This is a genomic window from Burkholderia sp. BDU5, from assembly GCF_001522845.1.
Classification (GTDB): Bacteria; Pseudomonadota; Gammaproteobacteria; order Burkholderiales; family Burkholderiaceae; genus Burkholderia; species Burkholderia mayonis.
In genome coordinates, this window is the sequence record NZ_LOWC01000158.1 from 1 (window position 1) to 13,373 (window position 13,373).

Below are 13,373 nucleotides of genomic sequence, written 5' to 3' on the forward strand. Positions count from 1 at the left end.
ACTCGATCTGATGTTCATTGCCTTTATCAACTTCGCCCTGATTGTCGAAGCCCTTCGATAGTGTGAACACGCCCTAGTCGAGCGACTTCCGGAAACGCAGCACGCTCAGCGCCAGCATCGCGGCGCCGAGGAACGCCATCGCGGCGAGCTGCGGCCACAGCACCGCGAGTCCCGCGCCGCTCAGGAATGCGCCGCGCATCACGACGAGGAAGTAACGCAGCGGATTCAGATAGGTCAGCCACTGCAGCACGCGCGGCATCGCGGCGATCGGAAACGCGAAGCCGGACAGGATGAAGATCGGGTTCACGAGAAAGAAGTTGAGCGCGAACGCCTGCTGCTGCGTGCGCGAGAACGTCGACAGCAGCAGCCCGAGCCCGAGCGTCGCGAGCAGGAACAGCGTGACGCCCGCCAGCATCACGAGCCAGCTTCCGACGAACGGCACATGGAACCAGCCGATCCCGAGCGCCGCGACGAGCGCGACGTCGCCGAGCCCGATCAGGAAGAACGGCACCGTCTTGCCGAGAATGAACTCGACGGGCCGGATCGGACTCACCATGATCTGCTCGAGCGTGCCGACCTCGCGCTCGCGCACGACCGCGAACGCCGTGAGGCTCACGACCTGGATCAGCGTCAGCGTGCCGACGACGCCCGGAATGAAGAACCAGCGGTCGTCGAGGCCCGGATTGAACCACGGCCGCTCGCGCAGCGACACGCTGAGCGCGGGGGGCGCCGCGCCCGCGTTCGACGGCCACGCGCGCGCCGTCCAATCGGTCTGGAACTGCGCGACGATCTGGCTCGCGTAGCCGAGCGCGATCAGCGCGGTGTTCGAGTTCGTGCCGTCGACGATCAACTGCAGCGGCGCGGTCTGCCCGCTGCCGAGAGACTGCGCGAAGCCCGCATGGATCACGATCGCGAACTCCGCGCGGCCGCCGTCGATGTCGCGGCGGATCGCGTCGTCGCTCGCCGCGTCGTCGACGATGTCGAAGCGACCCGTCGCGACGAAATGCGACACGAGATCGCGGCTCGCCTGGCTGCGGTCGAGATCGAGCAGCGCGGTCGCGACGTGGTTGACGGTAAATGTCGCCGCATAGCCGTAGATGATCACCTGCAGCAGCAGCGGCACGACGAGGCGAAACAGCGCCCAGCGGTCGCGCTTCAACTGCAGGAACTCCTTGATCAGCATCGATTGCACGCGGTCGAACATGGCGGCTCCGTCGGACGCGGCGCGTCAATCGAGATGCTTGCGGAACGCCCGCACGCTGAGCCAGCCGATCACGAGCGCGTACAGCGCGAGCGCCGCGAACGGCGCCGCGACGTTCGAAAACGGCCCGCCCTTCAGGAACACCGAGCGCAGGATCGTCACGTAGTAGCGCGCGTAGACGACGAGCGTCACCGCCTGGATCGGCACCGGCATCTGCTCGATCGCGAACGCGTAGCCGGACAGCATCGTCGTCGGCAGCATCGTCAACAGCAGCGCGACCTGGCTCGCGCCGAGCTGGCTGCGGATGCGCACCGACATCAGGTAGCCGATCCCGAGCACGACGAGCGTGAAGAGCGCGGTCGTCGCGATCAGCGTCGGCACGCTGCCGCGAAACGGCACGCCGAACCAGTAGACGGTCGTCAGCAGGCAGAACGCCGCGTCGACGAAGCCGATCGCGAAATACGGGATCACCTTGCCGAGCATCAGCTCGATCGGCGCGATGGGCGTCGAGATCAGCTGCTCCATCGTGCCGCGCTCCCACTCGCGCGCGACGGTCAGCGACGTGAGCTGCGCGCCGACGAGCGCGAGGATCACCGCGACGACGCCTGGAATCACGAAATTGCGGCTGTCGAGCCCCTCGTTGAACCACACGCGCGGCTCCGGATCGACGGTCCCGACCGTCTGCGCGAGCTCGCCGTGCGCCGCCTGCCAGCGCGCGTTCAGGTCCGCGCCGAACTGCGCGACGATGCCGCGCGCGTAGCCGATCGCGATGTTCGTCGTGTTGGTGTCGGTCGCATCGAAGATCGTCTGCACCGATGCCGCGCCGCGCGTCGCGACGGTGCGCGAGAAGTCGACCGGCACGACGACGGCCGCGACGCACGTGCGCCGGTCGACGGCCGCGCGCAGCGCGGCCTCGCTGCCGAGCGTCCGCACGCCCGCGAACCAGCCGGACGACACGAAGCGGTCGATCAGCTCGCGGCTTTGCTGGCTGCGCTCTTCGTCGTGCACGCAAAGCGGCACGTGGCGAATGTCGAGGCTCACGCCATAGCCGAGCAGCGCCATCTGCATGAGCGGCATCAGGAGCGCGATCGCGAGGCTGCGCGGATCGCGCCAGATCTGCAGCGTCTCCTTGTACGCGATCGCGATCAGGCGCCTCACGCTCATGCCGCGCTCCGCTTGCGCCGCTCGACGCGCGCGACGAGCTGCACGAACACGTCCTCGAGACTCGGGCGGATCGGCTGCGGCTCGCCCGCTTCGATGCGCGCGGCGGCGAGCGCGTCGCGCAGCGCGCCCGCCTGCGCGCCGCCGGCGACGAGTACGTGCAGCCGGTCGCCGAAGATCGACGCGTCGAGCACGCCGCGCGTGCCGCGCAGCACGGCGACCGCCTCGCCGAGCGGTGCGCACGCGAGCTCGAACAGCGCGCCGCCCAGCTCGCGCTCGCGCAGCTCGCCCGGGCTGCCGATCGCGATCAGCCGGCCCGCGTCGATCAGCGCGATCCGGTTGCAGTACTCGGCCTCGTCCATGTAGTGCGTCGACACGAGCACTGTCACGCCGTCGGCCGCGAGCCGGTGGATCAGATCCCAGAAGCGCCGCCGCGCCTGCGGCTCGACGCCGGACGTCGGCTCGTCGAGAAACAGCACGGGCGGCCGATGCAGGATCGCGCAGCCGAGCGCGAGCCGCTGCCGCCAGCCGCCCGCGAGCGTGCGCACGAGCGCGTCCTCGCGCCCTTCGAGGCCCGCCATCTCGATCGCGAAACGGATCCGCTCGTCGAGCGCGTCGCGCGGCACCCGGTAGATGCCGGCGAAGAAACGCAGGTTTTCGCGGCACGTCAGATCGCCGTACAGCGAGAATTTCTGCGACATGTAGCCGATGTGCGCGCGCACCGATTCGGGCTCGGCGCGCACGTCGAAGCCCGCGACCGTCGCGCTGCCCGCGCTCGGCGCGAAGAGTCCGCACAGCAGCCGGATCGTCGTCGATTTGCCCGCGCCGTTCGGGCCGATGAAGCCGACCACTTCGCCGCGCGCGATCGACAGGTCGAGTGCGTCGACCGCCGTGAACGCGCCGAAGCGCTTCGTCAGGCCGCGCGCGACGACGACGCCGTCACGCACGGCCGCGTTCGCATGCACGCTTGCGTTCGCGTTCGCGGCGGCGTCGGCGCTCGGCGAGCCCGCTGCGGGCGGTTTCGTCGCGCGCGTCATCCCGCGTCTCCGACGAGCGCGACGAACGCGTCCTCGATGCCGGGCTCGATCGCGGCAATTGGCGCATGCGCGATCCCGCGCGCCGCGAGCCGCGCAGCGAGCTCGGGCGAACGTCGCTGCGCGTCGTCGACCCGCACGTGCACGCGATCGCCCATCAGCAGCGCGCCGAGCACGCCCGGCGCATCGGCGAGCGCGTCGCGGATCGCACGCGGATCGCCGCCGCCCACCGCGACGAGCGCGCCCCGCATCGACTGCTTCAGCCGCTCCGGCGTATCGCACTGCCGCACGACGCCCGCATGCAGCAGCGCGAGCCGCGAGCAGCGCTCCGCCTCGTCCATGTACGCAGTCGACATCACGATCGTCACGCCCTCCTCGCGCAGCCGGTACAGGATCGCCCAGAAGTCGCGCCGCGACACCGGATCGACGCCCGTCGTCGGCTCGTCGAGCAGCAGCACGTTCGGCCGGTGGATCAGCGCGCAGACAAGCCCGAGCTTCTGCTTCATCCCGCCCGACAGCTGGCCGGCGAGCCGCCGCCTGAACGGCTCGAGGCCCGCCGCGGCGAGCAGCTCGGCGAGATCGGCGCGATAGCGCACGCGCGGCACCTCGAACAGCTCGCCGTAGAAGAACACGTTCTCGTCGACGGTCAGGTCCTCGTACAGCCCGAAGCGCTGCGGCATGTAGCTGAGCGCGATCTTCGCGCGCTCGGGGTCGGCGATCACGTCGATGCCGTCGAGCTCGATGCGGCCCGCGTCCGGACGCAGCACGCCCGCGAGCATCCGCATCAGCGTCGTCTTGCCCGCGCCGTCCGGACCGACGAGCCCGAAGATCTCGCCGCGCGCGACCGCGAAGCTCACGTCGCGCACCGCGTCAACCGCGCCGAAGCGGCGCGCGACATGCTCAACGCGCACGGTCGGCGCGAACGAGGCTCCGGCGGCATCGGGCGCGCTCATCGGCCGCTCGCGATCGCGGCGATCGTCGCGTCGGCGGGCATGCCGGGCAACAGCTCGTGCGTCGGGTTGTCGATGTCGATGCGGATCCGGTAGACCTGCGTGATCCGCTCCTCGTGCGTCTCGACCGTTTTCGGCGTGAACTCGGCCTGCGGCGACACGAAGCTGATCCGGCCGCGGTAGACGGCGGACGGATACGCGTCGGTGCGCACGTCGACCGGCTCGCCGATCCGGATGCGCCCGACGTCGGGCTCGTTCACGTACGCGCGCAGCCACACGTGATCGAGCTCGGCGATGGTGAAGATCGCGACGCCCGGCCCCGCGAGCTGACCGAGCTCCGCGTGCCGCACCGAGATCACGCCGTCGAACGGCGCGGCGAGTTCCGTGTACGACAGCGTCGTCTCGTCGAGCTTGCGCTTCGCCTGTGCGGCCGTCACGTTCGCGGCGGCGAGCGTGACGTCGTTGCGCGCAGCGGCGAGGAGCGCCTGGTCGCGCGAGAGCGCCGCGGCGGACTGGCGCTCGGCTGTCTGCGCGAGGTCGCGCGATTGCTGCGACACCGCTGATTGCCGAGCGAGCGTGTCGGCGCGCGCGAAATCGCGCTGCTTTTCGGCCAGATCGAAGCGGTCGCTGACAACGCCGTGCTCGAGCGCCGCGACGTTGCTGCGATTCGCTTCGACCTGCGCGGTCTGCACGTCGACGTTCGCGCGGTCGATATCGGTCTGGCGCCGGTACAGGCGATCGTCAACACGCGCGAGCACGGTCCCGCGCGCGACGCGCGCGCCTTCGTCGAACGGCAGATAGACGATCGGCGCCTGGACCTGTGTGAAGCTCAGCACGCTTTCGTGCGCCTCGATGTTGCCCGACACGACGATCCGCGACGGCGGCTCGCTCGGGCCGAACAGCGCGGGCCAACGCAGCGCCGCATAGCCGAGCGCCGCGACGGCGGCGGCAAGCGCGACGGCCAGCGTGAGGCGAAGGCGGCGGTTGTGCGGCATCGTGAGAAGCGGCGGCGGGGCAATGCGACCACTCTACGTTCGCGGTCGCGGCGATCTTTGACGCGGGTCAACGGCCGTGCCGGCGCCGGTACGGGCGGCGAGCGCGGCGCCCGTCGTCCGGCGTCGCGACAGAAGCGGCTCCGTGTGTTTGCGTCGATCGGACGAATGGCGGCGTTACCTTGATCGCATCCTGCGGCGGCATGCGCGTTGTGGCATGGGCGAACGTTCGCCGTGCATGCTGCGTCGCCACACGACATCACGCCCCGCAAAGCCATGCGAATGCCAACCGCGCCTACACTGAACACGGCAACGAAGCGCGACGGCGAAGGACGACAGGATGCCGCGCCGCAACATCCGGACGTCTTGTCCGCCTTGCAGCCGCCCGCATCGGTACGCTTCGCCGCCGGCCGGATTCGGCGCTTGCGCTTCGGCCGCTCCGACTCGAAGCATCACTCGATTGCAATTCATCTTGACATCAGTCAATGTAACGTTTTAGTGACGCACGACGGCCGCCGCAAATGACGCCGACCGTCCGGCGAACCGGCGGGGCCCACATCCCCGCGATACCGGCGCGGAACGCGCGCCGAGCCGCGACGCAGCGCAGCGCATGCGCCCGGCCCGCCAGAACACAAAACGGAGACACAGATGGCGCGTTACGACACGATCATCCAGAACGGCCTGTGGTTCGACGGCACGGGCGCCGAGCCCCGCGCGCGCGACCTCGGCATTCGCGACGGCCGCGTCGAAACGGTGTCGGACGCGCCGCTCGCGGCCGACGGCGCGAACGTGATCGACGCGGCCGGCAAATGGGTGATGCCCGGCTTCGTCGACATCCACACGCATTACGACGCCGAGATCCTCGTATCGCCGGGGCTGCCCGAATCGGTGCGGCACGGCGTGACGAGCGTCTTTCTCGGCTCGTGCTCGCTGTCGACGGTCCACGCGGACGCGCTCGACTGCACCGATCTCTTCAGCCGCGTCGAGGCGCTGCCGCGCGAGCAGATGCTCGCGGTGCTGTCGCGCGTGAAAACGTGGGACACGGCGGCCTCGTACGTCCGCCATCTCGAATCGCTGCCGCTCGGCCCGAACGTCGCCGCGTTCCTCGGGCATTCGGATCTGCGCACGTACGTGCTCGGACTCGGGCGCGCGGTCGACGACCGCGTGCGCCCGGACGAAGCGGATCTGCAACGGATGGAGCGGCTGCTCGACGACGCGCTCGACGCGGGCTTCGTCGGACTGTCGTCGATGACGACGCCGTGGGACAAGCTCGACGGCGAGCGCTACCGGTCGAAGTCGCTGCCGTCGACGTTCGCGACGTGGCGCGAGTACCGGCGCCTGAACCGCTTGCTGCGCCGCCGCGGCCGCGTGCTGCAAAGCGCGCCGAACACGACGAATCCGCTGAACGGCCTGCTCTTCATGGCCGAGAGCTGCGGCTACTTCGTGCGCAAGCCGCTGCGCACGTCGCTCCTCGTCGCGGCCGACAGCAAGGCGGCGCCGCGCGGCACCATCGACGTGCTGCTCGGCGGCGTGCGGCTCGCGAACGCACTCTTTCGCGGCGAACTCGTCTGGCAGCATCTGCCGGTGCCGTTCGAGGTCTATGCGGACGGCATCGATTTCGTGATCTTCGAGGAATTCGGCGCGGGCCGCGCGGCGCTGCATCTGAACGACGCGCTCGAGCGCAACAAGCTGCTGCAGAACGAAGGCTACCGGCGCCAGTTCCGCAAGCAGGTCGCCAAGGGGCTCGACTTGCGGCTCTGGACGCGCGATCTGTACGACACGCGGATCGTCGGCTGTCCGGACGAATCGGTCGTCGGCAAGTCGTTCGGCCAGGTCGCGGACGCGCGCGGGATCCATCCGGCCGATGCGCTCCTCGATCTCGTCGTCGCATACGGCCAGAAAGTACGCTGGTGCATGACGATCGCGAATCACCGCGCGGACGTGCTCGACCGGATCGCGACGAATCCCGCGTTGCAGATCGGCTTCGCCGATTCGGGCGCGCATCTGCGCAACATGGCGTTCTACAACGCGCCGGTGCGCTTCCTGCGCCGCGTGCGCGAGGCCGAACGCGCCGGGCGGCCGTTCATGTCGATGCAGCAAGCGGTGCATCGCGTGACGGGCGAACTCGCCGCGTACTTCGGGCTCGACGCCGGCACGCTGCGCGCCGGCGATCGCGCGGATATCGCGATCGTCGCCCCCGAGCATCTCGACGCGTCGGTCGACGCGTATCACGAGGAAGACATGGCCGCGTTCGGCGGGCTGCGCCGGCTCGTGAACCGCAGCGGCGCGGCGATCGCGGCGACGCTCGTCAACGGACAGATCGTGTATCGCAACGGCGCGTTCGCCGACGGCTACGGCGAAACGCGGCGCTCGGGGCAGTTCCTGCGCGCGGCGACGCGCTAGGCGCGCACGAGCGCGTCGCCGGCCGGCGCGTTGCCGGTTCGCGAGAAGTCCTGCCGCTTCGTCTTTTTTCGTTCGGCGCGCCGGTCGCGCCCCTCGCTTAAACGCGACCGCTCAAGCCGGGCGGCGGGCGGGCGGCGCGCCCGGCGTTCCGGGCGCACCGCGTGCGCTATGCGGCTGCCCATCGAGCAGCGTCGTCCGCGTGCGCGCCGCTTGTTGCGGCGCAATGGCGTCAGGCATTCGCTTTCGGATCGAGTGAGCGGCGACCGCGGGCGCGCTCGACGAGCCGCGACGCGCTCGGTCATTCGTCGCGCGAAGGCGCGGCCGCCCCGTCCTGCCGCGCACCGCCGGCGCACGACCGAATCCGATACGCGCAGCGCCGCGCGCCGACCGGAATGTGCTCGATGCGCTCGATCGACAGCGCATCGCCGAGCATCTCGCGAAAGATCTCGAGCTCCGACCGGCAGAACCCCTGGCACGCGGTCGCGGCCGCGCAGATCGGACAGTGATTCTCGATGAAGAGCCAGCCGTCGCCGTCGGGCGCGCGCGACCATTCGGCGAAATAGCCTTCCCTGTCGCGAAGCTCCGCGAGCCGCGCGATCCGCGTCTCCGGGTCCGTCACGCCGGCGAGCGTCTGCGCGTACGTGCGGCGCATCTCCGTCTCGCGCGCGGAGATCAGGAGATCGAGCGTCGGCTGGCCGAGCGTCGTGCGGATGATCCGGATCAGGTCGACCGTCACGTCCGCGTGCGCGTCCGGGAAATGGCCGTGGCCGAGCGTCGTGAGCCGCCAGACCCGCGCGGGCCGCCCGACGCCCTGCGGCACGTTCTCCGCCTCGACGAGCCCGTCCGCCTCGAGCTTCTTCAACTGCTGCCGCGCGGCCTCGGCGGTCGTGCCGAGATACGTGCCGAGCTCGGCCGCCTGCAACGGGCCACGCCGCTTCAGCACGTTCAGCACGCGCTCGGAAACCGGAATTTCCTGCTTCGAAAAGATATCGTCCATCGCCGCATTATCAAACGCGTAGCTTGCGCAATGCAACGGTCGCGCGAGCCGATCAGGCAAATCACCCAAATAAACCAAGGATATCCTTGACTTATTCTGTCATCAGACAAATCATGTCGCGATTCTTACAAAATGACTGAGAGATTTCCATGGGCCGTCGGCTATTGCTTGCATTGGCGCTGTTGGCGTTCATTTTCGGTGGGCTTGTTCTGTGGCGGGAAAGCCGCGTGCAGGCCGCCGATCATCCCCCCGCCCCCCCACCTCCGCTGACGGTCTCCGCCGTCTCCGTGCGCGCCGCGCCCGAGCGCGTGACGCTCGACGCGGTCGGCTCGCTCGACGCGGTCCGTCAAGTGACGCTCGCGCCCGAAGTGGCCGGCCGCGTCGTCACGCTGCATTTCGAGGCCGGCGCGACGGTCCGCAAGGGCCAGTTGATCGTCCAGCTCTTCGACGAGCCGGAGCGCGCAAAGCTTGCGTCGATCCGGGCGAAGGCCGCATTCGCGAAGCGCCAGCTCGACCGCTCTCAGGCGCTCGCGCAAACGGGCGCCGAGCCGCGCAACATCTTCGACCAGCACCGCTTCGACTTCGACGCGGCCGCAGCCGACATCCGCGAGACGCAGGCGGTGATCACGCAAAAGGCGGTGCGCGCGCCGTTCGACGGCGTGCTCGGCCTGCGCCGCGTGAACCTCGGCCAGTATCTGAACGCGGGCGATGCGATCGCGACGCTGACCGATCTCGATTCGCTGTACGCGAACTTCACGGTCCCGCAGAAGAACCTGAGCCAGTTGCGCCTCGGCCAGAACGTGTCGATCGCGACGGACGCGTATCCGGACCGGGCGCTCGCCGGCCGCGTGACCGCGATCGAGCCGCAGGTCGGCTCCGAGACGCGCAACGTCGCCGTGCAGGCGACGCTCGCGAACCCCGATCATCTGCTGCGCCCGGGCATGTATATCCAGGCGCGGCTCGAGCTGCCGCCGCGCGAGCGCGCGCTGACGGTGCCCGATACCGCGGTGCAGACGTCGCAGCGCGGCGAATCCGTGCTCGTCGTCGGCAAGCCGGGCCGCGACGGCCTCGGCGTCGTGCGGCTGCAGCCCGTTCGCACCGGCCGGCGCGCCGACGGCCGCATCGCGATCGCCGACGGCCTGCGGGCGGGCGACGTCGTCGTCACGTCCGGCCAGGTGCGCCTCGCGGCGGGCGACAAGGTGAAGGTCGCGCTCGAAGACGGCGCAGCGTCGGGAGCGGAGCAATGAACGCCGGCGCCCCGCACGAATCCGGCGCGACGCGCGCGCGCTTCACCGACATCTTCGTCCGTCGTCCGGTGCTGTCGCTCGTGCTCAGCCTGCTGATCCTGCTCGTCGGCCTGCGCGCGCTGATGTCGCTGCCGGTGCGGCAATATCCGGCGCTCGAGAGCGCGACGATCAGCGTCGAGACCGACTACCCCGGCGCGTCGCAGGACCTGATGCAGGGCTTCGTGACGACGCCGATCGCGCAATCTATCGCGACCGCTGACGGGATCGAGTACATCACGTCGACGACCACGCAGGGCAAGAGTGTCGTGAAGGCGCGGCTGCGCCTGAATGCGAACGCGGACCGCGCGATGACCGAAGTGATGGCGAAGGTCCAGCAGGTGAAGTACAAGCTGCCCGCCGACGCGTACGACTCGGTGATCACGAAGCTGACCGACGCGCCGACCGCGGTGATGTACCTCGGCTTTGCGAGCGACACGCTGTCGATCCCGCAGATCACCGACTACGTCGTACGCGTCGCGCAGCCGCTCGTGACGACGGTGCCGGGCGTCGCATCGGCCGAGATCCTCGGCGGCCAGAACCTCGCGATGCGGGTCTGGCTCGACGCGACGCGGCTCGCCGCGCACGGGCTGTCCGCGGGCGACGTGGCCGCGGCGATCCGCGCGAACAACGTGCAGGCGGCGCCGGGCCAGGTCAAGGGATCGCTCACGATCGCCGACATCTCGGCGAACACCGATCTGACCGACGTCGGCGCGTTCAACGAGATGGTCGTGAAGCACGATCCGAACGGCGGCGGGCTCGTGCGGCTGAAGGACGTCGCGACGGTCGAGATCGGCGGCGAGAACTACAATTCGAGTGCGCTGATGAACGGCCGCCGCGCGGTGTACATCGCGGTCAACGCGACGCCTGCCGGCAATCCGCTCGAGATCGTGCGCGGCGTCGACGCGGTGCTGCCCGCGATGGAGCGCAACAAGCCGGCGAGCATCCAGATCGCGAACATGTTCGACGGCGCGCGCTTCGTCAACGCGTCGATCGCCGAGGTTCGCTCGACGCTCACCGAGGCGATCGCGATCGTCGTCGTCGTGATCTTCCTGTTCCTCGGCTCGTTCCGCGCGGTGATCATCCCGGTGCTGACGATCCCGCTGTCGCTCGTCGGCTCCGCCGCGCTGATGCTCGCGGCGGGCTTCTCGCTGAACCTGCTGACGCTGCTCGCGATGGTACTCGCGATCGGGCTCGTCGTCGACGATGCGATCGTCGTCGTCGAGAACATCCATCGGCACATCGAGGAAGGCGAGCCGCCCGTGCGCGCCGCGCTGATCGGCGCACGCGAGATCGCGTCGCCCGTGCTCGTGATGATGGCGACGCTGATCTCCGTGTACGCGCCGATCGGGCTGATGGGCGGCCTGACCGGGTCGCTCTTCAAGGAGTTCGCGTTCACGCTCGCGGGCGCGGTGCTCGTGTCGGGGATCGTCGCGCTCACGCTGTCGCCGATGCTCGGCTCGCTGCTCTTGACGAGCAAGATGTCGGAAGGCCGCGTCGCGAAGGCGATCGAGCACACGCTCGAGCGCGCGACGCAAGTCTACCGACGCGGCCTGCAAGCGAGCCTCGCCGCGCGGCCGGCGATCCTGCTGATCGGCGTCGGCGTGCTGGCGGGCATCGTGCTGCTCTTCTCCGGCGTGAAGCGCGAGCTCGCGCCGCAGGAAGACCAGGGCTCGATCATGGTCGCGGTGAAGGCGCCGCAGTACGCGAACCTCGACTACATGGAGCGCTACGCGCCCGACATCGAGCACGTGTTCCGCACGCTGCCCGAAGCGGACACGAGCTTCATCCTGAACAGCTACGGCGGCAGCAATCTCGGCTTCGCCGGCGTGAACCTCGTCGACTGGGAAAAGCGCGAGCGCAGCGCGTCGACGCTGCAGGCGCTGATCCAGGCGCGCGGCGACCAGATCCAGGGCGACCGTGTGTTCGCGTTCCAGCTGCCGGCGCTGCCCGCGTCGAGCGGCGGCCTGCCGATCCAGATGGTGCTGCGCTCGCCGTCGGGCTTCGCGGACCTCTACGCGCAGATGGACCGGATCAAGGCGGCGGCGGCGAAGAGCGGCCTTTTCGCCGTCGTCGACAGCGACCTGACGTTCGACAGCCGCGCGGTCGGCGTGACGATCGACCGCAATCAGGCGAACACGCTCGGCGTGACGATGAAGGACATCGCCGACACGCTTGCCGTCCTCGTCGGCGAGAACTACGTGAACCGCTTCAACTTCAAGGGACGCTCGTACGACGTGATTCCGCAGGTGTCGCGCGGCGAGCGGCTGTCGTCGGAGATGCTGAGCCGCTACTACGTGAAAACGGGCTCCGGCCAGATGATTCCGCTGTCGACGGTGATCCGCGTGACGAACGGCAGCCAGGCGAACGCGCTCAGTCAGTTCAACCAGATGAACTCGGCGACGTTCTCCGCCGTGCCCGCGCCCGGCGTGACGATGGGCGAGGCGGTCGCGTTCCTCGAGGCGCAGAAGCTGCCGGCCGGCTTCTCGATCGACTGGCTCGGCGAATCGCGGCAATACGTGCAGGAAGGCAACCGGCTCGCCGTCACGTTCGGCTTCGCGCTGATCGTGATCTTCCTCGTGCTCGCCGCGCAGTTCGAAAGCCTGCGCGATCCGCTCGTGATCCTCGTGTCGGTGCCGCTGTCGACCTGCGGTGCGCTCGCTCCGCTCTACCTCGGCTTCGCGACGCTGAACATCTATACGCAGATCGGGCTCGTCACGCTGATCGGCCTGATCTCGAAGCACGGGATCCTGATGGTCAGCTTCGCGAACGACCTGCAGCGCCACGAAGGGCTCGATCGCCGCGCGGCGATCGAGCGTGCGGCGGCCGTGCGGCTGCGGCCGATCCTGATGACGACGGCCGCGATGGTCGCGGGCCTCGTGCCGCTCGTGTTCGCGGCGGGCGCCGGCGCGGCGAGCCGCTTCGCGATCGGCATCACGGTGTCGACCGGCATGCTGGTCGGCACGCTCTTCACGCTGTTCGTGCTGCCGACCGTCTACACGTTCGTCGCGAAGGACCACGGCGCGGCCATGCGCAGCGAGCGCGCGCAACTCCTCGCGGCAACCCGATAACCATGAACGACACGATGCATCGCTTCTCTCACGAAACGGCGACGGCCTCGCGCCGCCGCCACCGCCGCACACGCGACGCAGCGGCTTCGGCCACACGCTCGGCGATCCGTTCGACCGCAATCGCGCTCGCCGTGTTCGCGACGGGCTGCACGCTCGCGCCGCGCTACGAGCGTCCGGCCGCGCCCGTGTCGGGCGCGTTCCCGGCCGACGGCGTCTACGCCACGCAGCCGGGCGCCGCGTCCGGCGCGCGCAGCGCGAACGGCCAGGCGGCCGTCGACATC

At 69.6% G+C, this 13,373-nt stretch carries 10 protein-coding genes and 1 pseudogene; 4 read left to right on the forward strand and 7 right to left on the reverse strand.

The window, feature by feature from the left end; all coding sequences use genetic code 11:
* Positions 1-73: 73 nt before the first annotated feature.
* Genes WS69_RS25025 through WS69_RS25045 form a run of 5 tightly spaced genes read right to left on the reverse strand, consistent with a single transcriptional unit; the run spans position 74 to position 5,341 of the window.
* Entirely contained in the window at positions 74-1,204 is a 1,131-nt protein-coding gene (locus WS69_RS25025; RefSeq protein WP_059473347.1) for an ABC transporter permease, read from the reverse strand.
* A 24-nt stretch (positions 1,205-1,228) separates the two neighbouring features.
* Complete coding sequence (locus WS69_RS25030) at positions 1,229-2,365, reverse strand: ABC transporter permease (protein WP_059473348.1); 1,137 nt, start codon at positions 2,363-2,365, stop codon at positions 1,229-1,231.
* A complete protein-coding gene (locus WS69_RS25035; RefSeq protein ID WP_197419311.1) occupies positions 2,362-3,399 on the reverse strand; it encodes an ABC transporter ATP-binding protein in 1,038 nt (345 codons plus the stop codon). Before WS69_RS25035 ends, WS69_RS25030 begins: the two co-directional genes overlap by 4 nt.
* Positions 3,396-4,349: an ABC transporter ATP-binding protein gene (locus tag WS69_RS25040; RefSeq protein ID WP_059473349.1), complete on the reverse strand. Its 954-nt coding sequence runs from the start codon at positions 4,347-4,349 to the stop codon at positions 3,396-3,398. The genes WS69_RS25035 and WS69_RS25040 overlap by 4 nt, the downstream gene beginning before the upstream one ends.
* Positions 4,346-5,341, reverse strand: a complete 996-nt coding sequence (locus WS69_RS25045; protein WP_059473350.1) for an HlyD family secretion protein — start codon at positions 5,339-5,341, stop codon at positions 4,346-4,348. The genes WS69_RS25040 and WS69_RS25045 overlap by 4 nt, the downstream gene beginning before the upstream one ends.
* Before the next feature lie 645 nt (positions 5,342-5,986).
* Between WS69_RS25045 and WS69_RS25050 the strand changes: the two genes are divergently transcribed.
* Positions 5,987-7,741 (forward strand): N-acyl-D-amino-acid deacylase family protein, encoded by a 1,755-nt coding sequence (locus WS69_RS25050; protein ID WP_059473351.1) that lies wholly within the window; start codon positions 5,987-5,989, stop codon positions 7,739-7,741.
* Here the strand turns inward: WS69_RS25050 and WS69_RS35095 are convergent.
* Together WS69_RS35095 and WS69_RS25055 are read right to left on the reverse strand one after the other, a co-directional pair.
* Positions 7,738-8,043 (reverse strand): hypothetical protein, encoded by a 306-nt coding sequence (locus tag WS69_RS35095; protein WP_156438385.1) that lies wholly within the window; start codon positions 8,041-8,043, stop codon positions 7,738-7,740. The two genes, WS69_RS25050 and WS69_RS35095, sit on opposite strands and share 4 nt — an antisense overlap.
* On the reverse strand, positions 8,040-8,738 hold the full coding sequence (locus WS69_RS25055) for a helix-turn-helix transcriptional regulator (RefSeq protein WP_059473352.1): 699 nt from the start codon (positions 8,736-8,738) through the stop codon (positions 8,040-8,042). Before WS69_RS25055 ends, WS69_RS35095 begins: the two co-directional genes overlap by 4 nt.
* Positions 8,739-8,887: 149 nt before the next feature.
* On the opposite strand from WS69_RS25055, the gene WS69_RS25060 reads away from it, so the two are divergent.
* From WS69_RS25060 to WS69_RS35100, 3 genes and pseudogenes are all read left to right on the forward strand, one after another.
* Complete coding sequence (locus WS69_RS25060; protein ID WP_059473353.1) at positions 8,888-9,985, forward strand: efflux RND transporter periplasmic adaptor subunit; 1,098 nt, start codon at positions 8,888-8,890, stop codon at positions 9,983-9,985.
* Positions 9,982-13,092 (forward strand): efflux RND transporter permease subunit, encoded by a 3,111-nt coding sequence (locus tag WS69_RS25065; RefSeq protein ID WP_059473354.1) that lies wholly within the window; start codon positions 9,982-9,984, stop codon positions 13,090-13,092. The genes WS69_RS25060 and WS69_RS25065 overlap by 4 nt, the downstream gene beginning before the upstream one ends.
* 2 nt (positions 13,093-13,094) lie before the next feature.
* Positions 13,095-13,373, forward strand: a pseudogene (locus tag WS69_RS35100) (multidrug transporter); the annotation flags it as partial.